This window comes from Sphingopyxis sp., from assembly GCF_041916015.1.
GTDB lineage: Bacteria > Pseudomonadota > Alphaproteobacteria > Sphingomonadales > Sphingomonadaceae > Sphingopyxis.
On record NZ_JAYSAH010000026.1, the window covers coordinates 1 to 21,825 of the forward strand.

15 protein-coding genes are annotated in these 21,825 nt (G+C 65.8%); 13 read left to right on the forward strand and 2 right to left on the reverse strand.

What is annotated here, in order from left to right; translation table 11 throughout:
- Positions 1 to 511: 511 nt before the first annotated feature.
- The 4 genes from ACE3SL_RS04270 (at position 512) to ACE3SL_RS04285 (ending at position 5,829) form a co-directional block, all read left to right on the forward strand.
- Positions 512 to 1,060 carry a hypothetical protein gene (locus tag ACE3SL_RS04270; RefSeq protein ID WP_374524520.1) on the forward strand — a complete coding sequence of 183 codons (549 nt, stop codon included), beginning with the start codon at positions 512 to 514 and terminating at the stop codon, positions 1,058 to 1,060.
- A 359-nt stretch (positions 1,061 to 1,419) separates the two neighbouring features.
- On the forward strand, positions 1,420 to 3,723 hold the full coding sequence (locus ACE3SL_RS04275) for a TonB-dependent receptor (protein ID WP_374524521.1): 2,304 nt from the start codon (positions 1,420 to 1,422) through the stop codon (positions 3,721 to 3,723).
- Between the two features lie 22 nt (positions 3,724 to 3,745).
- The gene (locus tag ACE3SL_RS04280; protein WP_374524522.1) at positions 3,746 to 4,510 is read left to right on the forward strand and encodes an aspartate dehydrogenase domain-containing protein; all 765 of its coding nucleotides are present in this window, start codon (positions 3,746 to 3,748) and stop codon (positions 4,508 to 4,510) included.
- Entirely contained in the window at positions 4,507 to 5,829 is a 1,323-nt protein-coding gene (locus tag ACE3SL_RS04285; RefSeq protein ID WP_374524523.1) for an MFS transporter, read from the forward strand. Before ACE3SL_RS04280 ends, ACE3SL_RS04285 begins: the two co-directional genes overlap by 4 nt.
- On the opposite strand, the gene ACE3SL_RS04290 is transcribed toward ACE3SL_RS04285, so the two are convergent.
- Entirely contained in the window at positions 5,826 to 7,601 is a 1,776-nt protein-coding gene (locus ACE3SL_RS04290) for a hypothetical protein (protein WP_374524524.1), read from the reverse strand. The genes ACE3SL_RS04285 and ACE3SL_RS04290 overlap by 4 nt on opposite strands.
- Before the next feature lie 299 nt (positions 7,602 to 7,900).
- Between ACE3SL_RS04290 and ACE3SL_RS04295 the strand changes: the two genes are divergently transcribed.
- From ACE3SL_RS04295 to ACE3SL_RS04330, 8 genes are all read left to right on the forward strand, one after another.
- Positions 7,901 to 10,282: a TonB-dependent receptor gene (locus ACE3SL_RS04295; RefSeq protein ID WP_374524525.1), complete on the forward strand. Its 2,382-nt coding sequence runs from the start codon at positions 7,901 to 7,903 to the stop codon at positions 10,280 to 10,282.
- A 51-nt stretch (positions 10,283 to 10,333) separates the two neighbouring features.
- A complete protein-coding gene (locus ACE3SL_RS04300) occupies positions 10,334 to 12,088 on the forward strand; it encodes a hypothetical protein (protein WP_374524526.1) in 1,755 nt (584 codons plus the stop codon).
- A gap of 20 nt (positions 12,089 to 12,108) precedes the next feature.
- The gene (locus ACE3SL_RS04305; RefSeq protein ID WP_374524527.1) at positions 12,109 to 13,026 is read left to right on the forward strand and encodes a hypothetical protein; all 918 of its coding nucleotides are present in this window, start codon (positions 12,109 to 12,111) and stop codon (positions 13,024 to 13,026) included.
- Positions 13,027 to 13,036: 10 nt separating this feature from the next.
- Entirely contained in the window at positions 13,037 to 13,714 is a 678-nt protein-coding gene (locus ACE3SL_RS04310) for a fumarylacetoacetate hydrolase family protein (RefSeq protein ID WP_374524528.1), read from the forward strand.
- Between the two features lie 110 nt (positions 13,715 to 13,824).
- A complete protein-coding gene (locus tag ACE3SL_RS04315) occupies positions 13,825 to 15,453 on the forward strand; it encodes a thiamine pyrophosphate-binding protein (protein WP_374524529.1) in 1,629 nt (542 codons plus the stop codon).
- Positions 15,450 to 16,892: an aldehyde dehydrogenase family protein gene (locus ACE3SL_RS04320; RefSeq protein ID WP_374524530.1), complete on the forward strand. Its 1,443-nt coding sequence runs from the start codon at positions 15,450 to 15,452 to the stop codon at positions 16,890 to 16,892. The genes ACE3SL_RS04315 and ACE3SL_RS04320 overlap by 4 nt, the downstream gene beginning before the upstream one ends.
- Positions 16,882 to 18,129, forward strand: a complete 1,248-nt coding sequence (gene kynU, locus ACE3SL_RS04325; protein ID WP_374524531.1) for a kynureninase — start codon at positions 16,882 to 16,884, stop codon at positions 18,127 to 18,129. Before ACE3SL_RS04320 ends, kynU begins: the two co-directional genes overlap by 11 nt.
- A 23-nt stretch (positions 18,130 to 18,152) precedes the next feature.
- Entirely contained in the window at positions 18,153 to 19,535 is a 1,383-nt protein-coding gene (locus ACE3SL_RS04330) for an amino acid permease (RefSeq protein WP_374524532.1), read from the forward strand.
- On the opposite strand, the gene ACE3SL_RS04335 is transcribed toward ACE3SL_RS04330, so the two are convergent.
- A complete protein-coding gene (locus ACE3SL_RS04335) occupies positions 19,487 to 20,479 on the reverse strand; it encodes a LysR family transcriptional regulator (protein WP_374524533.1) in 993 nt (330 codons plus the stop codon). The genes ACE3SL_RS04330 and ACE3SL_RS04335 overlap by 49 nt on opposite strands.
- A gap of 251 nt (positions 20,480 to 20,730) precedes the next feature.
- On the opposite strand from ACE3SL_RS04335, the gene ACE3SL_RS04340 reads away from it, so the two are divergent.
- A complete protein-coding gene (locus ACE3SL_RS04340) occupies positions 20,731 to 21,747 on the forward strand; it encodes an amidohydrolase family protein (RefSeq protein ID WP_374524534.1) in 1,017 nt (338 codons plus the stop codon).
- The last annotated feature ends 78 nt before the right edge of the window (positions 21,748 to 21,825 follow it).

Here is a 21,825-nt window from a genome sequence, read left to right on the forward strand (position 1 = left end):
GCGCTGCGCGCGCCTCCGGTCGGGCTACGCCCGCCCTCCGCCGCACGCAGCGCAAGGCCATCTTCAACAAACCAACATCATATCCGAAAAGGGGTCCCTCTTCGACGCCGATCGGGGGTCCCTTTTGAACGCCGTTTGACAGTCGTTGGGCGCGCATATCCGGACTCGTCGCCTCAGGCCCGCTCGTATCAACCTACTTTTGAGGCAGTCGATCGCAAATTCTCATTTCAGCGCAAAATGGCTCCCCGAAGCGCATGCAATCAGGCAAGAATTTGGAGGTATTTTCTAGCTTAGACCCATCAATACCGAGCAATATTAAATACTTATAAAACGCTGCGCCGACCTGCCGCCCCAGCCAGCCGGTGTTCGAGCGAGTGGTTTTCCGGTGGCTTCGACAGATCATCTTCGTGCGTCGCTCGCCGCGTTCGTTGCACGACCCGACAATATGGCGTTGGGAAGAATGTCGCGAGATGTGACACGGGCGATCCTCGCCGTTCGACAGGAGCCTTGCATGTCCAAGCCTTTCGGCCCGCTCGCCACGTTGTGCCTCGCCGGCGCGGCGCTGCTCGCCGGCTCGGCGGCAGCAGCGCAGGAGGCGCTGCCCGCCGCCTCGCTCGCCCCCGGCACCAAAGTTTACGATCAGAATGGCGAAGAGGTCGGAAAGATCGTGAGGGTGTCGGGTGACAGGATAGCGGTATCGATCGACGGCAACGGGCTGGTGGTCCCGAAAAACGCCTTTGTGAAAGGCGTGAAGGGCCCGGCGCTGAAAGCCCCCAAGGCGAAGATCGTCGCGGTGCTGAGGCAGGCCGAGGCGGATGCGGCGGCGGTCGACGGGGCACTGAAGCCGGGCGCGGAGGTGCGCAGCGCCGACGGCTCCGCGATCCTCGGCAAGGTCACGGCCATGGCGCCGCAGGGTGCGGTGCTGGCGACCCGTGCCGGCAATATCACCATGCCGCGCGCCGCCTTCTTCCTGTCGGATAAGGGGCTGGCGGTGAAGGTCAATGAAAAGCAGTTCATCGAGGGCGTGAAGGCGGCGCGGGCACAGAAGAAGGGCGGTTGATCGCGCCCGTTTCGCTGGCTTGCTGAAAAATCACCGAGGTCGCCGGGGCGCGATCACGATTCATCGAACATGATATGCGAACGCCGACATCATCGCGGCGCGCGGGACGCTGGGGCGCTGGTCGCGGCCGGGCATTATACTGACATGTGCGATCGTTTTGAGCTTGCGGGCTAATTTCTGTGCCGCGAGCGTGGGTGGAATGGCTGCTGCCGTCGGATAGAGATTATATCGAAACGATATAGAGAGCCATGGTAATATTATTATTCTTATAGACCTCGGCCTATCATTTTCTGCCTTGATCGCATCGCCGTGAGCAAGCTCCGGTGCACGATCGGGGGATCGTAAAGAGGGGTTGGGACATGAGATCATTTTCGCGCAAGGGCCGGGCGTTGCTCCTTCTGGGGGCGGTGTCGGCGCTGACCATGCCCGAACTGGCGTTGGCGCAGGAGGCTCCGGCTACCGACAATGGCGGGCTGCAGGATATTGTCGTTACCGCGCGCAAGCGTGAGGAAAGCCTCCAGTCGGCGCCGCTATCGGTCGCGGCGTTCAGCGGCGACGCGCTCGCAAAATCGGGGATCGACGAATTCTCCGAAATCGCGAGCCGTGTTCCGGGCTTTACGCTCAACCCCGACAATATCTCCGAACCCAATATCTTCCTGCGCGGGATCGGGACCGACATCGAAAGCGCGGCGTCGAACCCGGCGATCGGCTTCTTCCTCAACGACGTCTATCTGTCGCGCGCGCAGGGCACGGCGATCGAGCTGTTCGACCTCGAGCGCGTCGAGATCGTGCGCGGGCCGCAGGGCACGCTCTATGGCAAGAATGTCGTCGGCGGCGCGATCAACTTCATCACCCGCAAGCCGACCGACGAATTCCGCGCCGGCGCCGAGGCGGGGATCGGCAATTACGGCAGCTTCGACGTCAAGGCGAATGTGTCGGGCGGGATCGGCGAAGGCCTGTCGGGCAGCATCGCGGCGAGCGCGCGGCACCACGACGGCTATGCCCGCAACACTTATACGGGCAATGATGTCGAGGATCTCGACGCCTATGGGGTGATGGCGCAGCTTCGTTACCAGCCCGATGACCGGCTCGACATCCTGCTCACCGGCGACCTGACGCGGCGGCGTGGCGGCGGCAAATGGGTCGATATCCAGACCCCGTCGGATCATAATATTCCCTTCGTGAACCCCGAGCGCCGTAGCGGTCCGAACAATATCGACGGCAAGCAGGACGCCGACCTCGGCGGCGTCCACCTTAGCGCCAATTACGACACCGGCGCCGGTACGCTTACCTCGGTGACCGCGTACCGCGAGGGCAAGTTCGCTTCGCTCAACAACGACGCGGGCAGCTTCATCGATTTCACGAAGATGATCTATGGCACCGATGGCCGGATCGATTTCGGCGCGATCGACCATTCGCTGTTCAACGACGATTATTACATCAACGACAAGGAGGAGAAAGCGAAGAGCTTTTCGCAGGATCTGCGCTTCCGTTCCGACCTCGACGGGCCGTTCAACTTCCTCGCGGGACTCTTCTACCAGCATGAGTCGGTCGATCGCACCGAGATCGCCGATTATATCTTCGTCGAATTCTATGCGCAGGGGAAGGAGATCGCGGAGACGCGGCTCAAGAGCGACACCTGGGCAGCCTTTGCCGAGGGCACCTTCGACATCACCGACACGTTCGGGGTGACCGCGGGCATCCGCTACACCAAGGACAGCAAGCGCTTCTCGGTCTATCGCGAGACGATCGGCGACTTCCTCGGCGCCGAGTTCGAGGATGAGAACGGCAATTTCACGCGCGTTTTCTCGGCGTCGAGCAAGGAGAGCTGGGACGCATGGACGCCCAGCCTCAACCTTCACTGGCAGCCCGCAAAGGACGTCTATCTCTACGGCCTCGTGTCGAAGGGTTACAAGTCGGGCGGCTGGAACGGCGAGAATGCGACCAACCCCGGCGAAGCGCGCGTCGCCTATGATCCCGAATATGCGTGGAACTACGAAGTCGGCGCGAAGACGACCTGGCTCGACAACCGGCTGCGCTTCAACCTCACCGGCTTCTGGACCGAATATAAGGATCTCCAGACGCAGCAGTTCGTGATCTTCGATCCGAACCTGCCCGCCGACAATGTCATCTCGAACGCGGGCAAGGCACGCGTGAAAGGCATCGAGCTCGAAACCGCGCTCGTGCCGGTCAAGGGACTGACCCTCTTCGCCAACTACACTTATATGGATGCGAAGATCACCGGCGACCTGATCAGCACCGAGCTCCAATATGATCCGGGTTGTTTCTGTTCGGTGCCGGTGCCGACGAACCTCAAGGGCAATGTGCTTCGCCGCTCGCCGAAAAATTCGTTCAGCGTCGGCGGCGACGTGACGGTGCCGGTAAGCAGCCGGATCAACGCCTTCCTCCGCGCCGACTACAACTGGACCGACGATTTCTTCTTCGATAACGAGAACAGCCTGCGGACGCTGCAGAAATCGGTCGGGGTGCTCAACGGGTCGTTCGGTATTTCGACCGAGGACGACAAGTGGGAGTTCCGTATCTGGGCGAAGAATCTGACCAACAAGCTGTATGAATCGGGGAAGAGCGACGTGATCGGATCGGTCCTCGTCTCCTACGCCGCGCCGCGCACCTATGGCGCGACGCTCCGCTGGAAATATTGACGTCGCCGGGGGGCGAGCGGCGATGCGTATCGGGCTGATCGGGTTCGGCTTTATCGGGTCCGAGCTTTACCGGCGCATCGCCGCGGACGGCGCCGCCGAAATCGTCTTCGTCCACAGCCGTTCGCGCGAGCGGCTGGCGGCGCTTCCGCCCGGGCTGATCCTCGATGACCTGTCGAGAGCGCCGGAGCGCCGCCCCGACCTGATCGTCGAGATGGCGGGTCCCGAAATCAGCAAGGCGCACGGCGAGGCCTTCCTGGCTTTCGCCGACTATATGCCGCTGTCGCTGACCGCGCTCGCCGACGATGCGCTAAGTGGCGGGCTGGAGGGCGCTGCGGCACGGTCGGGCCGGTCGCTGCTCGTCGCGCACGGGGCGCTTGTCGGACTGGACAGCCTTGCCGAGTGGCAGGGCATGTGGGACGAGGTCGCGATCGGCTTTCGCAAGCCGCCGGCCAGCCTGGGTCTGACGGGTGCATCCGCCGTGCAGGAAACCTTGCTGTTCGACGGCAGCGTCCGCGAGATTGCGGCGCGCTATCCGCACAATGTCAATGCGATGGTCGCCTGCGCGCTGGCGACGGTCGGGCTCGACCGCTGCCGCGCGCGGCTCGTCGCCGATCCCGCGATTGATCACCTCGAGCTCGTCGTCGAGGCGCGCGGACGCGACGGGTCGAGCCTCTCCATCCGCCGCCGGCAACCCGCGCGCGGCGTATCGGGCAGCGAAATGGCGGCGGCGGTGTACAGCTCGGTGCGCCGCGCCGCCGGCACGTCCGGCCCGATGGCGTTCGTATGATGGCGGGCGAAGGCGCGCCCGCGCCGATCCAGCAGGTCGTCGACGCGCTCGGCTTCACGGCCTTTCATGCCCGCATCCTCGCATTGGTGGCGGGAGTGATCCTGCTCGACGGCTTCGATATCCAGCTCGCCGCCTTCGCTGCGCCCGCGATCCTCGCCGACTGGCAGATCGGCTCGGCGGCGCTCGCCCCGGTGATGGCGGCGTCGCTGCTCGGCATGGCGGTGGGAACGAGCGTCGGCGGCCGCATCGGCGACCGCTTCGGCCGCCGTTCGGCGCTGATCGGTGCGGCCTTCTGGTTCGGCGTGACCGCGATGCTGACCGCGCTCTGCCGCGACGTGGCGAGCTTTTCGGTGCTGCGCTTCGTTACCGGCCTCGGGCTCGGCGCCGCGGTTCCGAACGCCACCGCGCTGGTCGCCGAGTGGATGCCGGCGCGGGCGCGCCCCTATGCCCTCACGGTGATTTCGGTCGGGGTGCCGTGCGGGGGTATCGTCGGCGCCGCGCTCGCATCGTGGCTGATCCCCGCCTATGGCTGGCCCGCGGCCTTTCTGGTGGGCGGCGCCTTGCCGTTGCTGCTGGGCGCGCTGATGATTGGCGCGCTTCCCGAATCGCCGGTCCTGCTGGCGCGGCGCGGCGACAGCGACGCGCGCATCGCCGCGCTCGTCGCGCAGGCGGGTGGCACCACGGTGGGGCCATTCGCGCCGCCGCCGGTCGTGGCGCAGGGCGGGCAGGTTTTCGCCCCAGCGCTCCGCCGCTCGACGATCGGGATGAGCGTCGCCTTCTTCGCCGCGCTGATGGCGGTCTATGCCCTGCTGAGCTGGGTGCCGGTGCTGCTGACCGGCGCGGGTTTTGCGATGGCGAGCGCGATCCGCGGCGCGATGATCCTCAACCTCACGGGCGTCGTCACCTCCTTCGCACTGACCTGGCTGATGCTGCGGATCGGGTCGCGGCGGACGATCATCGCGACGATCGGGGCCGGCCTCGCCGCGCTCGCCGTCTGGGCGGTGCTGCTCCGCACACCGGGCGTTCCGCAGGCGGCGATCCTGCTCGGCGTCGCGCTCGCCGGGGCGGGCGTGCTGTCCTTGCAGGTGCTGCTGCTCACCCTGTCGGCGCATGTCTTTCCGGTCGAGTGCCGGTCGGCGGGGATCGGCTATTCGATCAGCGTCGGGCGCCTCGGCGCGATCGCCAGCGCGTTCGGTGCGGGACTGCTCCTCGCGCGCCCGAACGGGCTGCTGCTCTTCTTCGGATTGGTGGCTGCCGCGCTGCTGGTGCTCGCGGCGGCGATGCTGCTCGTCGATCGCCACCTGCCGCCGCGGAGCTAGTCGCGCGGCGGCCAGGGTTTCGCGGGCGCCTTGAACGAGGGCTTGCCGATCAGCGGCGACGACAGTGCGTAAAAGCCGTGGTTGGTGAACACCCACAAGATATTCCGGTCATATTCGGCAAAGACGCCATAGGCCAGATTGCCCTGCGACTGGCCGCCGGTTTCGGCCTCGGTCGGAAAGCGCGGGACGAAATAGCCAGCGATCGTCGGTTTGGTCGGGTCCTTCACGTCGAAGAGCTGCACCCCGGCATTGTAGAAGGCATAGGCGACGAGCCCGTCGCGGAAGCGGCCCGGCTGGGTCAGATAGCCCGAGCGCTTGGGACCGAAGCTGCCGCGCCGCTGGCAGAAATCGGTGAAGGCGGCATCGGCGGGCGGGACCGGGCGCGGGAATTTGGCGACGATCCTGAGGTCGGCCGGATCATGCGCGTCGATGACGAGAATGTCCTTGTAGGGCTCGTAACATTCGTCATTCATCGGATAGCCGTTGGAGAAGATATAGCCCGTCCGCTCATATTGGCTGAGATCGACATTATCGAACTCGGTGCCCGCGAATTTCGGCACCTGATTGACATGGCCAAGGATACGGATGTTCGCCGGATCGCTGATGTCGAGCGAATAGAGGCCGAGCCCCGCCATCGCGCCGAAGGCGATCTTGCCGCCCGCGTCGGGCGCCCTGGTCATGAAGGGTGGCATCCGCGACCCGAACCACGAGGTGCGATTGCCCGCGCGCGGATTCATCAGATAGGCGGCCTCATGGTCGGGGTCGCCCAATATCTGGCCGGGCGCGGCGAACTGGCTGACGAACTTCGGGTTCGCGGGGTCGCTCATGTCCCACGCCTGATAGCCCGGCGAGTAGATATAATCGCCGAATTCGGTCAGCATGAAGCGGTCGTCGCCCGCCGCCGACAGGAACATATATTTGCCGCCCGTCCACGCTGGAATGTCGAGCGAGCCCGACCCCTGCTGCTGGCCATAGGGTGCATCGGGATGACGATAGTCGGTGGTGCGCTCGGCGACGAGCTTCCACTGGTCGGGCAGCGGGCCGTCCATCACATAGACGCGAAAGCCCTTGAGTCCCTTCCAGTGCTTCAGCGTCTCGACGCCCTCGGGCTCGCGATATTTCTCGTCCATGATGCCGTAGCGGGCGATCTCGAACGACTGGACCATCACATATTTGCCGAGCCCCTTGTGCCACGAGATGTTCGCGGCGCCGAAGCCGTCGCCCTTGGCATAGGGATTGACGATGTCGGGCTTGCCATAAGGGCCGACGCGCTGGCCGCGGCGATAGACGAGCTTCGCCTTGCGCGGGTCGGTGATGTCGAACACCCCCATGCCGGCGCGGTAATAGGTGTACAGGTATCGCTTGCCGCCGAAGTCGGCGATCGATTGCCAGGTGTGGCCGGTCGAGGGAATGAAATTATAGAAGCCGAGTATCTCGACATTCTTCTTGTAGCTTTTCTGGTCCCAATAGCCGAGCTGGCCCGGAAAGTTCGGTGCCTCACGGACGATCGGCGTCGCCTTGGGGTGGATGAAGCGCCCCGTCGCGCCGTCCATGCCATAATCCTTGCCCGGCACCGGCAGTCCGGGCTTGCGGTCATAGGTGAGGTTCCACCAGGCGCGAATGTCGGGGTCGGGAATATCGCTCTCGGACGCGGTCAGCGGCGGGCGCTTGGCGGGGGCCGGATCGTCCGCGATCGCGGGCGGGACGGCGCCCGTCGCGAGCAGTGCCATCAGCAGCCCGGCGTCCCGGCTCCGGCGAAGCATCTTCCGCATATCAACCTCCCATCGAAAAGCGTCTTACGGCGGCGGTTGTCGGCGTTATGGGCGTGTCGCGCCAATATCGTCTGGCTGGACCGCTATAATGAGTCGGGAATAATGATGTTGATGAAACCCCCGAAACCCTTCTATCGGCGCGATGCGGCAGGATATAGCCAATTCGGAATATTGCTGCGTGTATAATCTATTATATCGATATAGGATCGCACCCTATCCCGACCTCGCAAGACAACAGGCTGGCGTCGCCAGGGCTCCGCACGAGAGCAGGCGCGCCCGGCCTTTCGGGAGGTGGGACAATGGGATTTAAGCGGAACCTGCGCTGGGCGCTTCTGGCAACTGTAGCGGCGGGGCTGGCGCCCGGCGTGGCCTATGCGCAGTCGGCACCCGACGAGGCCGCCGGCGCCGCATCGGGCGACGAGATCGTCGTCACCGCGCGCAAGCGCGAGGAAAGCCTGCAGGACGTGCCGATCTCGGTCCAGGCCTTCAGCAGCGCGACGCTCGAACGCGCGGGCATCAAGGATTTCTCCGAAGTCGCCTATCGCGTTCCCGGCCTCAAGCTCAGCGCCGAACGTGCGGTCGATACCGAGCTGTTCATCCGCGGCATCGGCTCCGACATTCAGGGCGCGGGCGCCGATGCGGCGGTCGGCATCTTCGTCGATGGCGCCTATATGTCGCGCGGCACCGGCTCGCTGCTCGACCTCTATGACCTCGAGCGCGTCGAGGTGCTCAAGGGACCGCAGGCGCTGCGCTTCGGCAAGAGCGTCGTCGGCGGCCTGATCAACTATGTCACCAAAAAGCCCGGCGACACGTTCGAGGGGCGGTTCGAGGCGACCTATGGCAATTACGACCGGCTCGACGCCGCGATGTCGGTTCGCGGGCCGGTTTCGGACACGCTGAGCCTCGGGCTCACCGCCAGCTCGCGGATGCACGACGGCTATGCGAAGAATCTGCGCGGCGGCGACGAGGAAGACCAGAATATGCAGTCGGTGCGCGCGCAGCTACGCTGGCGGCCGGACGCGACGCTCGATATCAACCTCGCTGCCGACTACACCCGTCACCGCGACGGCGCGCGCTGGGTCGATATTCTCGATCCGCGCGACAGCAACGAAGTCACCTATCTCGGCTTCTATGCGCCGCCGATCGCCAGCCTGCCGGGCTTCGTGCTGCCGGACCGCAACGCCCCGTTCAAGAGCGCGAAGCATCGTTCGGGCAATCATAATTTCACCGGCTTCCAGAACAGCGACATGTATGGGGTCAGCGGCACGATCGACTGGCAGCCGGGCGAGGGGATCAGCATCACCTCGCAGACCGCCTATCGCGACAGCTCGCTGAAGGCGCGCGAAGACGGGTCGGGGATGTTCTTCGATTTCCCAATCGACCCTGCCACGAACGCGCCCGACATCACCTCCGCGATGCTCGCCGGGCTCGGCACCTATCTCGCCACCGTCCCCGACAGCTATTTCGACAGCGGCAAGGGTGAGGATGTGAAGCAATTCTCGCAGGAACTGCGGCTGCGCTGGGATAATGGCGGTCCGCTCCGGATCGAGGGCGGCGTCTATTATCTGCACGAGAATATCCGCCGCGCCGAGGATGTGAACTTTCTCTTCCCCGACTTCACCGCGATCGAGGAATTCGCCTTCGCCATGGCCTATGGCGGTACGCCCGCGACGCCGCAGCCGGGGTCGAACCATACGGTCACCACGTCGCGCAACGACAATGTCGGCGTCTTCGGCGAGCTCAGCTACAGTCTTACCGACAAGCTGACCTTCGAGGCCGGGCTGCGCTACGCCTATGATCACAAGCGCTATTCGAACGACCGCTCGGGCGTGTCGTTCGAGGGGCAGGGAGTCAATTTCACCGTCGGCGAGACGCGGAGCTGGGACGCCTGGCTGCCGAGCGCGACACTGCGTTTCGAGCCCAGCGACGACGTCACTCTCTATGGCCGCTATGCCAAGGGCTACAAGCCCGGTGGCTGGACCGGCGAGGACGCCAACACCCCGGCCGAGGCTTTGGTGTCGTTCGATCCCGAAACCGCCGACAGCTTCGAGGTCGGCGCGAAACTCGCGCTCGCCGACCGGCGCCTGTTCATCAATGCGGCGGCCTATTACACGCTCTACGACAATCTGCAGACCAACCAGTTCATCGTTCCCGGTCCCGGTCTGCCGCCGGACAATTTCGTGTTCAACGCCAAGAACGGAACGCGCGCCTATGGCCTCGAGCTCGATTTCCAGGCGCGGATCACCGATGCCTTCACCCTGTCGGGCAATTACGCCTATTCGCGGTGCAACTTCACCGGCGAGCTGATCATCGACGACAAAGGCACCGACCTCGACGGCAACACCTGCCGCCGCACGCCGAAGCATGCCTTCAACCTCGCGGCCAATCTGGAGCAGCCGGTCAGCGACAGCCTGGTGCTCGTCATGGGCAGCGACTTTCAATATACGGGTGCGAATTTCTTCGACAATCCGAACACGCCGATCCTGAAGTTCGACAGCGAGATCCTGCTCAACGCGCGCATCGGCGTGCGCGGCGCCGACGACAAGTGGGAGCTGACGGCGTGGGCGAAGAATCTGACCAACGAGCTCAACTACACCAGCAAGCTCGAGCTGTTCGGGACGATCTATTCGACCTACATCCCGCCGCGCACCTATGGCGTGACGGCCCGGTTCCGCTTCTAGGGCGGAACCGGAATCGGATGGATTGCGGCTGAGAATAGAAGGGGGTTGCCCATGAAGCGCGGTATCAGGATCATGGCGGGGGCAGGTCTGGCAACCGCCGCGCTGCTCGGCGCGACCGCGCCGATGGCGGCGGACTGGAGCGGCGGCCACGCGGAGGCACCGATCGATATCCGCGACCCGTGGCTGAAGGCCTGGGTCGCCGCAACGCCCGAAAATCCGCCCAAGGACCCCGTGCCCGGAACCGACTACGGGATGAATCCCGACGGCAGCTTCCGCCATCCGGCCTCGACCCGGCTGACCACCGACGCACCGTCCTTTCCGGGGCAACTCGATCATTGGGACCAGAACAGTTACGCGAAGAATGTGAAGGTCATCGCCTTCTATCCCGCGGTGACCTCGCCCTGGCATGCCTGGGCGAACGTCGCCGATTTCGGCGGGCGGCGCTATCTCTACACCCACGACCGCGATTATCTCCGCATCCTCGACGTCACCGATCCGCGCAAGGCGAAGATCGTCTGGTCGAAGGGCGGCGTGTGGAGCGCGAAAGGATCGAGCGAGGATTGGGACGCCTCCGCCGTCACCGACTATTTCGGCGGCGTCACGATCGCATGGAACAAGACGCTCCAGCGCAACGTGCTGATCGCTTCCTACGAGATCGGCCGCTTCGGGCTGATGGAGGACAAAAGGCGCGAGCCCGACAAGGTCGCGGCACAGCGTCACTATAATTCGCTCAAAGGCTTCAAGGTCTTCGCGATGAACGGCCCCACCCCCGACACATGGGAGCTGATCGCGACGCGCACGACCGATTACCAGCATCCCGATGCGAAGATCGGCGAGCAGCAGGGATCGGGCGCGCTCGATGCGGTGACCTGGTTCGGCGGCAAATATATGCTCCTCTCGGCGGCGCCCGACGACAGCTATTCGCTGACCGAATATCCCGACTATCTCTATTCGCCCGGCTATCAGGTCTGGGACATGTCGGACCCCGCCGATCCGAAATTCGTGTCGCAGATCACGGTGCCCGGCCAGCGCCTCGGCGACCCCGAAAGCGAAGCCGCGTACCGCGCCAACCCGCGCGCGGGCAATCGCACGAGCTGGATGGGCTCGCGTTACCCGATCGTGACGACCAAGCCGGTCGAGGCGGGCGGCACCGTCGGCTTCGGCGGCATGGGCGGGCTCGGCTTCTACACCTTCGACCTCAGCGATCCCGCCAAGCCCAAGACGCTCGGCCACCTCGCCGTGCCGCCGAGCTATGCCGGGACCGAGTTCGACAATGTCGATGTCAGCCAGTATGACCGCACCGGCTTCGTCTTCTCGAACGGCTATCCGATGAACGAGAATTGTTACGAGCCGTTCAAGAGCATCTACTCGATCGACGTGCGCGACCCCGCGCATCCCAAGGTCGCGGCAACCTTCCCGCGTCCGAAGCCGCCCGCGGGCGCGTCCTTCACCGATTTCTGCCAGCGCCGCGGCAGCTTCGGGCCGAAGCGTTCGGGCGGGCTCGGCCAGCCCGAACGCGGACGGCAGGGCCTCGCCATCTATGCCTTCTACGATGCCGGCATCCAGATCTTCGACGTGAAGGACCCGGCGAAGCCGACGATCGCGGGCTATTATGTCCCGCGCTTCGCGAACGAGAGCGAACTGCCGGGTTATGCGATCGGCAATTCGACCTTCGCGGTCTACACCGAATATGACCGCAACATCATCTGGGCCTTTTCGGTGAACGGCGTCTACGCGCTGTCGAGCCCGCTGCTCGGCAAGCCGAAGCTCGGTCCCGCGAAAAAGATCTGGCCCGAACGCCGCTAGACACACTGGAGGATTGAGAAATGCGCGCATGCACGATCGCGCTGGCGGGAGCCTTGCTCCTCGCCGGATGCTCGAACACGTCCACGGAAAAGCCTGCGGCGAAAACAGCCGAGCCTGCGGGCGACAATATCCTTCACATCAGCTGGGGCGGCATTGCCGAGGCCGATGCGGGCGAAGCAAAGCGGCATTGGTCGACCTGGACGATCAACCTCGTTGACGGCGGCCCGGCCTATGGCTGGCTGTCGGACAAGAGCGTCACCCTGCCGCACGCGCTGAATTTCGAACTCGCGGGCAACGGCAAGATCGATGCCGTCACGCTCGACAACCGCTTCGAGCCGGTGGTGCGCGAGGATGGGTCGATGTCGCAGACCGCCGAGGGATCGCCGGTGCGCCGCTTCGTGCTGCTCGGCTCGACCAAGGGACCCGAGGGCCCCTATGAGACGCTCGTAGAGGGCGAGGCGAAGGCCGATGCGCAGACCGTCGTCAAGCTTCCGAAGCAGGCGACGGCGCGCTGGCTGCGGCTGCGCATCGACAGCAATTGGGCGGGCAAGGGACAGACGCGTCTCTCCGACCTCGCGGTTCTCGGCACGCTCGAGCAGCGCGGTGCGACGGCGGCCGCCGACGTCAGCGGTCTCTACAGTCACGAATATGGCCCGATCCTGCTGCGCCAGCAGGGCAGCGAAATCTTCGGCTGCTACAATAACGGGCTCGGCACGCTGCGCGGCACGGTCTTCGGCCGGATCATGCGCCTAGCCTGGTTCTCGAAGGGCGAGGGCAGCATCGGCTCGGCAACGCTGGTCGCAGCGAACGGCAAGCTCTATGGCTTCTGGTATCGCCCCGAAGACAAGATGGGCAGCCCGTGGAACGCGGTGAGGGAAGGCGGCCTGGGCGCCGCCGACCTCGGCAAATGCCGCGCGGCGCTCTATCCGCCAGCCTGAGGATTTGCCCATGCGTTTCGATGTGCCCGTTCCCACCGCCGAAATTGCCGGAAGCGGCGAGCCTTTTCCCGTCCGCCGCATCTTCTGCGTCGGCAAGAATTACGCCGACCATGCACGCGAGATGGGGAGCGATCCCACGCGCGAGCCGCCCTTCTTCTTCTCCAAGCCCGCCGATGCGCTGGTGGCGGGGACGGCCGACATCGCGATGCCGCCACGCACCGCCAATCTGCATCATGAGATCGAGCTGGTGGTGGCACTCGCGAAGGGCGGCACGAACATCGCGTCCGATGCCGCGGCGGACTGTATCTTCGGCTATGCCGTCGGCAACGACCTGACGCGCCGCGATCTGCAGGCCGACGCCAAGGCCGGCGGCCGGCCGTGGGACATGGCGAAGGGCTTCGACCATAGCGCTATCCTCTCGCCGATCCGTCCCGCCGCCGAGATCGGCCATCCGGCGCACGCGCGCATCTGGCTGTCGGTCAATGGCGAGCTGCGGCAGGACGGCGACATCGCCGACATGATCTGGCCGGTCGCGGACGTCATCGCCGAACTCTCGACCTACGTCGAACTCCAGCCCGGCGACCTCATCTACACGGGAACGCCGGCAGGCGTCGGACCTATCGTCGCGGGCGATCTGGTCGAGGGCGGGATCGACGGCATCGGAACGACCGCGAACCGCTTTACCTGATCCCATGTATAACGCTTGGCGTATATCAACGCGGCCTTTCGGTATTATTTGTTTATGACGAGTGCGCCTACTCCGGTTGCGACACATCGCTCTCGCATGAAGGATCGCGCATGAAATCGACCAATGTTGCCCGCAACGTCGTGGGCGCGCTCCGCGACATGGGCGTGCGCCATATCTTCGGCGTGCCGAGCGGCGGCTGGGTCGATTATATGGAGGCGATCCGCACCACCGACGGCATCGACTTCGTGCTGACCAGCCACGAAGGCGGCGCGGGCTTCATGGCCGATGTGTGCGGGCGGCTGACCGGGGTTCCGGGCGTGTGTTTCGGCACCTTCGGACCCGGCGCCACGAACCTTGCGACCGGGGTCGGCGGCGCGACGCTCGACCGCTCGCCGATGATCGCGCTGACCGACGAGATGCCCGCGCCGCTGCGCGGCCGGACGGTGCAGATGGCGATCGATCATCAGGCGCTGTTCGCGCCGCTGACCAAGGCGACGATGCGGATCGAGGCCGATACGGCGGTCGATACGCTCGCGAAGGCCGCGCGGATCGCGCTCTCGGGCCGCCCCGGCGCGGTGCATGTCGGGCTGCCGCAGGGGATGAGCGCGGAGGCGGTCGAAGCCGCGGCGATCGGCGTCCTTGCTGCCGATCCGGTGCCTGCGCCTGCCGCGTCCGATATCGACGCGTTGGTCGCTGCCTTCTCCGCTGCCGAAAAGCCCGTGCTCGCGATCGGCCTGGGTGCCGTCCACGCTGGGGTGCAGGACCGCGTCGTCGCGCTCGCCGAGCGCTTCGGCCTGCCGGTGCTGCTGACCCCGATGGCGAAAGGCATGATTGCCGAGGATCATCCGAACTATGCCGGCGTCCTCTTCCACGCCCTCTCCGATATGGTCGGCAAGACGCATGCCGAGGCCGATCTGGTCGTTGCGGTCGGTTACGACCCGATCGAGTTCAACTGCGAAAGCTGGATGAAGGACGGGCTCGCGCTCGCCAGCATCGACGTCGCGCCTGCCGACATCGATCGCGATGCGCATCTGGTCGCCGCCGAGGTCGTCGGGGCGCTCGCCCCTGCACTCGACGCGCTGCTCGCGCTGCCCGCGGCGGCGAAGGGTTGGGATCTCGCGGCGCTCGCGACACGCAAGGCCGCGATGTTCGCGAAGCTCGCCGGACGCGACGGCCGTTTCGGCCCCTGCGCGGCGCTCGACGTGCTGCGCGATGTCCTGCCCGACGACGGCATCATGACCTGCGATGTCGGCGCGCATACGCATCTGATCGGCCAGCACTGGCGCACGCCTCAGCCCGGCACCCAGATCATGACCAACGGCTGGTCGGCGATGGGCTTCGGGCTTCCCGCCGCGATTGCCGCGAAGCTCAGCCGCCCCGATACGCCCGTCTGCTGCGTGCTCGGTGACGGCGGCTTCCTGATGACCGCAGGCGAACTCGCGACCGCGGTGCGCGAGAAACTGCCGCTGGTCATCGTCATCTTCACCGACAACGACCTCGCGCTGATCCGTATCAAGCAGGAAAAGAAGCAGAACCCGATCTATGGCACGCCGGTGCGCGCCGAAGGGACGATCGGCGGCCCGTCGCTGTTCGGCGTGCCGGTGACCGTCGCCCGCGACCCCGCCGAATTCCGCGCCGCGCTCGAAGCGGGTTTCGCGGCGGATGGCCCGGTGATCGTCGAGGCGCTGCTCGACAGCCGCGAATATGACGAGCTGGTGCTGCGCAAGGACAAGCCATGATGCATGTCGCGGTCGATACCGGCCGGTCGCTGCTGATCGGCGGCCGCTGGGAAGCGGCGGAACAAACGATGCCGGTGGTCAATCCCTGGTCGGGCGAAGCGCTCGGCGCGGTCGCCTGTGCCGATGCCGGGCATGTCGAGCGCGCGGTGGCAAGCGCTTTGCGGGGTGCCGATGCGATGCGCGATCTGTCGACCGGCGAGCGGTCGCGCATCCTCCACGCTGCCGCGACGGCGCTTGAAGGCGACGCCGAACGCTTTGCCGCCGCGATCGCCGCGGAAACCGGCAAGCCGATCCGCGCCGCGACGCGCGAGGTCGGTCGCGCGGTCAACACGCTGCGCCTGTCGGCGGAGGAGGCGGTGCGGCTCGCCGGCGAGACGATCGCCTTCGACAGCTTTCCGGGCGGCGAGGCCCGGTCGGGCCATTATGTCCTCGAACCCGTCGGGGTGATCGCCGCGATCACCCCGTTCAACGATCCGCTCAACCTCGTCTGCCACAAGCTCGGCCCCGCCTTCGCGGCAGGCAATGCGGTGGTGCTGAAGCCCGCCGAGCAGGCGCCGCTCGTCGCGGTGATGCTCGCGAAGCTGCTGGTCGCGGCGGGACTGCCCGCCGAAGCGCTGAACCTGCTCACCGGACGCGGGCGCGATTTCGGCGATGCACTGACCGGGCATGGCGACGTGGCGATGATCAGCTTCACCGGCGGCGCCAGCGTCGGCCAGGCGATCTGCCGCTCGGCGGGGGTCAAGCGCGTCGCGATGGAACTCGGCGGAAACGGCCCGGTGATCGTGATGGACGACGCCGATGTCGAAAAGGCCGCAGCCGCCTGCGTATCGGGCGCGTTCGGCGCGGCGGGGCAGAATTGCATCGGGGTCCAGCGCCTCTATGTGCACGATGCCATCTACGATGTCTTTCGGGGTGCGCTGGTCGCCGCCACAGGCAGATTGCGCGTCGGCGATCCGATGGACCCCGCGACCGACGTCGGCCCGATGATCGGCGGCGACGAAGCGGCGCGCATCCTCGCCTGGGCCGACGAAGCCGTTGCCCGCGGCGCGACCTTGCTCGCGGGCGGCGAGCGCGCTGGTGCGCTGATGCGACCGACTGTGCTCGCTGACGTTCCTGATGATGCGCGTGTTGCGTGTCACGAGGCATTTGGTCCGGTGGTCAGCCTGTTCCGCTTCGCCGAACTCGACGAAGCCATCGACGCTGCCAACCGTGCCGACTATGCGATCCACGCCGCGATCTTCACCGAATCGCTGAAAGTCGCGCGCTACGCCGCGCGGCGGCTGCGCGCGGCGGGGGTGATGATCAACGATTCGACCGATTACCGCCTCGACGCCATGCCCTTCGGCGGCGCGGGGCGGGGGAATATGGGCCGCGAGGGCGTGCGCTTCGCCGCGCGCGAAATGTCGCAGACGAAGGTGATTTGTTTCCATGACGCTTGATACTCTCGACCGCGCCGCTTGCGAGGCGATGGACGCCGCCGACCCGCTCGCGCCGCTCCGCGACCGCTTCGATCTGCCCGACGGGATGATCTATCTCGACGGCAATTCGCTCGGCGCGATGCCGAAGGGCGCGGCGGCGCGTGCGCAGGACGTCGTGACGCGCGAATGGGGCACCGACCTGATCAAGAGCTGGAACAGCGCGGGCTGGTTCGACCTGCCGGTGCGGCTCGGCGACAAGCTCGCGCCGCTGCTCGGCGCCGCTGCGGGCGAGGTGATCGTTTGCGATTCGACGAGCCAGAATCTGTTCAAGGTCCTGTCGGCCGCGGTCGCGCTGCGCCCCGATCGCCGCGTGCTGATCCTCGAAGGCAGCAACTTCCCCACGAACAATTATATCGCGCAGGGCGTCGCCGCGGCGACCGGCGGGCGCGTCGAAGTCCGGCTCTGCGAGAAGGACGAGATTGCGGACGCGATCGACGAAGAGACGATCGCGGTCGCGATCACCCATGTCCATTATAAATCGGGCCATGTCCACGACATGGCGGCGATCACCGCGCGCGCGCAGGCTGCGGGGGCGCTCGCCATCTGGGATCTGTGCCACAGCGCCGGGGCGATGCCCGTGGACCTCAACGGCTGCAATGCCGATTTCGCGGTCGGCTGCACCTATAAATATCTGAACGGCGGCCCCGGCTCGCCCGCTTTCCTGTTCGCGGCGAAGCGGCATCAGGGGCAGGCGCTCCAGCCCGTCACCGGCTGGTGGGGCCACGCAGCGCCCTTCGCTTTCGAGCCCGGCTACCGCCCGCAGCATGACATCCGCCAATTCCTGATCGGCACTCAGCCGATCGTGTCGATGGCGCTTCTCGAGGTTGGCCTCGACGTGCATCTCTCCGCCGACATGGACGCGATCCGCGCCAAGTCGATGGCGCTCACCGATCTCTTCATCCGTCTCGTCGAGGAACGCTGCGCCGGGCACGGCTTCGCGCTCGCCTCGCCGCGCGGCGCGGCGGCGCGGGGAAGCCAGGTCTCCTTCGCGCACGCCGACGGCTATCCGATCATGCGCGCGCTGATCGCCGCCGGCGTGATCGGCGACTTCCGCGCCCCCGACACGGTGCGCTTCGGCTTCACCCCGCTCTATGTCGGCTATGCCGACGTGTGGGACGCGGTCGACCGGCTCGCGCAGATCATGGACGGCGGCATCTGGAAATTGCCCGAGCATCAGGTCCGCGACGCGGTTACATGAGCGGCAGGGGAGGGGATGCAAGCATGGACGAACAGGCCTATCTCGACCGCGAGGCGGGGCTCGAACGCGGGCTGACCAAGGCGCAGATCACGATGATCGGCCTCGGCGGGGCGATCGGCACCGGCCTGTTCATGGGGTCGGGGATCGCGATCGGCTATGCCGGGCCCGGCGTCCTCGTCAGCTACATGATCGCGGCGCTCGTCGCGGTGATCATGGTGTTCAGCCTCTCCGAAATGGCGGTCGTCCATCCGACCGCGGGATCGTTCGGTACCTATGCCGAAATCTACCTCGGGCCGCTCGCGGGCTTCGTCGTCCGCTACACCTACTGGATTCAGCAGGTGCTGCTGATCGGCAGCGAGGCGGTTGCGGTCGGCATCTATATGGGCTGGTGGTTCCCCGGTACGCCGGTGTGGATGTGGGCGCTCGGCAGCGCGATCACCGTCGTCTGGGTCAACACGCGCGCGGTGCATAATTTCGGGTCGGTCGAATATTGGCTGACCGTGATCAAGGTGTCGGCGATCGTCGCCTTCATCGTCGTAGGTTTGAGCCGCATCTTCGGCGTCGTTGGCGATCCGGTCGGCCTCCACAACGTTACCGGGCTCGCCGGCGGTTTCCTGCCCAACGGCTTTTCGGGCGTGTGGCTCGCGGTGCTGATGGCGCTCTTTTCGTTCATGGGGCTCGAGTTCGTGGTCGGCACCGCCAGCGAGGCAAAGGACCCGAAGACCGCGATCCCCGCGGCGCTGCGCACGATGGCGGGCCGCCTGTTCCTCTTCTACATCCTCGCGCTCTTCATCATCGTCGCTTTCCTGCCGTGGACCGAATCGGGCGCGAAGGTTGTCACCGAAAGCCCCTTCGTGAAGATGTTCGCAAGCGCGGGCATTCCCTATGCGGCGGGGATCATGAACTTCGTCGTCGCGTCGGCGGCGCTGTCGGCGATGAACACCAGCATTTATCTCGGCTCGCGCATGCTCTTCTCGCTCGCGCGCGGCGGCTATGCGCCGCGGAAACTGGGCGAGCTCAATGCGCAGCATGTGCCGATGCGCGCGACGATCGTCACCGGCGTCGGCATCCTCGCCGCGGCATCGCTGTCGATCCTGACCCCGCTCGCCTATAATTATCTGTTCGGCATCGTGCTGTTCGGCGGGCTGCTCGTGTGGAGCGCGATCCTCGTCAGCCATCTGCGTTTCCGCCGCAAACATCAGGCGGCCGAGCTGCCGGTGCGGATGCCTTTCTTCCCCTATGCGCAGATTCTCGGGCTCGTCCTGCTCGGCGCGATCACGGTCACGATGGCGATCGACCCCGACTGGCAGGTCGCGGTATTCGCCGGCGGACCGTGGCTGGCCGGAATCGTGATCGCCTATTTCGTCTGGCGGCGCGCCTCGCGCGGTTCGGCGATTTCGTCCTGATCCTGTCCCAGTTCGCCGCGGATTTCGGCGGCGACCTCGTGGACCACGCTCATGAAATAGGCGGCCGCTGCCGACAGTTCGACATTGGCATGCGTCGTCGCGCCGATCCGCGACCCCGCGCCTTCGAGCGTCACCGGCAGCGCGACGAGGCCCGCCTGGCTGAGCCCGACCTGATGCGGCATCGCGGCGAGCATGTCGGTGCTGACGAGCAGCGCATGGTTGGTCAGGATCGACACCGATTCGATCACGTCGAGCGGCGGTTCCAGATTTTCGTGGCGAAACGCCTGGTCGATCTGCCGCCGGAGCGAGGTTTGCGTCGGCGGCATCACCCATGCCTGTTCGACGAGATCGGCCAGCGTGAGCGAAGCGCGCGTCGTCAGCGGATGCCCCTCGCGCACCATGATCGACACCGTATCGAGATAGAGCACCTCCTGCTTCAGCCCCTCGCGTTCGCGATATTCGGGGAGGCGGCCGAGCACGACGTCGATGTCGCCCGTGCGCAGCCCCGGCATCAGCCGGTCGATCGTCCCCTCGGCGACGGTCACCGCGATCCCCGGGCGCCGCTCGCGCAGCCGCGCCAGCGCGCGCGGCAGGAGTGAGGTCGAGGCCGCGAGCAACGTTCCGACATGGACCCGCCCCGACAGGCCCTCCTCGAGCGACTGCAGTTCCTCGCCCGCGTGGCGGAGCTGGGCGAGGATGAGCTTCGCATGCTTGATCATCACCGCGCCGAAATCGGTCGGCGTCACGCCGCGCGACGAGCGCTCGAACAGTTGGACGCCGAGCGCGTCTTCCAGCTCCTTGATGCTCTTCGTCGCGGCGGGCTGGGCGATGTTGAGCGCCTGCGATCCCTTCAGCACCGTGCCTTCGTCGGCGATCGCGGTGAGCAGGCGAAGCTGGCGCAGCTTCAGCCGGCCGAGCAGGAAATTCTCGTGAAACTTCGGCATGATGACCCTCCGCGGCGCTTGGCGTTCGGCACCGGCCCGCTCCCCCACCCGACCTCCCCAACGATAGTAACCTATGGGAGGCCGGGTGGGGGAGCGGGCCGGTGCCGAGCCCAAACGGATATAGCCTTTTTGTAATAGCTAGGGCAAGTCTCGGGATTATTGTTGATAGCTGACCCTCGCTACTCAACCTCATGGCCCGCGCGCATCGGCGACCGGCGGGCGCGTGACGAGACAGGGGTATGGCGAAAATCATGACGGACAATGGCGTGACACAGGCGGCCGTGATCGACATGCACAGCCATTTCTTCCCGCTGATGGATGCCGCCTATCGCACGCGGGCGGAGGCCGACGGTCTCCCCTGGCTCCGCGATACCGGCGGCGGCAAAGGCTTGATCATGCAGGGCGCGAAGGAGTTCCGCCCGGTCGACGACATTCTCTGGGACCCGGCGCGGCGCGTCGAGGCGCTCGACGAACAGGGGATCGACCTGCAGATTCTCTGCGCGACCCCGATCATGTTCGGTTACAGCCGCCCCGCGGAGCAGGCGCTCGAATGCGCGCAGCGTTTCAACGACGCGGCGCTCGAATTTTGCGGCCATGCGCCCGAGCGGATGAAGGCGCTGGCGCAGGTGCCGCTGCAGGACATCGACCTGTCGTGCCGCGAGGTCAGCCGCGCGATGGAAAGCGGTCATCTTGGCGTCCAGATCGGCAACCATATGGGGCTGCGCAACCTCGACGACGAAGGCATTTTGACCTTCCTCACCCATTGCGCCGAAGTCGGCGCGGCGGTGCTCGTCCACCCGTGGGACATGATGGCGCGCGAGCGGATGCCCAAATATATGCTGCCCTGGCTCGTCGCGATGCCGGCCGAGACGCAGCTTTCGATCCTGTCGCTGATCCTCTCGGGCGCGTTCGAGCGTCTGCCGAAGAACCTCCGCATCTGCTTCGGCCATGGCGGCGGCAGCTTCGCCTTTCTGCTCGGGCGCGTCGAAAATGCCTGGAAATATCGCGATATCGTCCGCGTCGACTGCCCCAATCCGCCCTCGACCTATGTCGATCGCTTCTTCGTCGATTCCGCCGTGTTCGATCCGCGCGCGCTGACCCTGCTCGTCGAGGTGATGGGCGAGGACCGCATCCTGCTCGGCTCGGACCATCCCTTCCCGCTCGGCGAGCAGGACATCGGCGCGCTGGTGCGCGAGCATGACGGCCTGTCGGCGGCGCAGAAGGCGAAGATCCTCAGCGGCAATTCGCGGACCTTTCTGAATCTGTGATCATCACCAATGACAGCATTGGGGTAGATTCCAGACCGTCTTCTATTTCCGTTCGTGTCGAGCGAAGTCGAGACACGC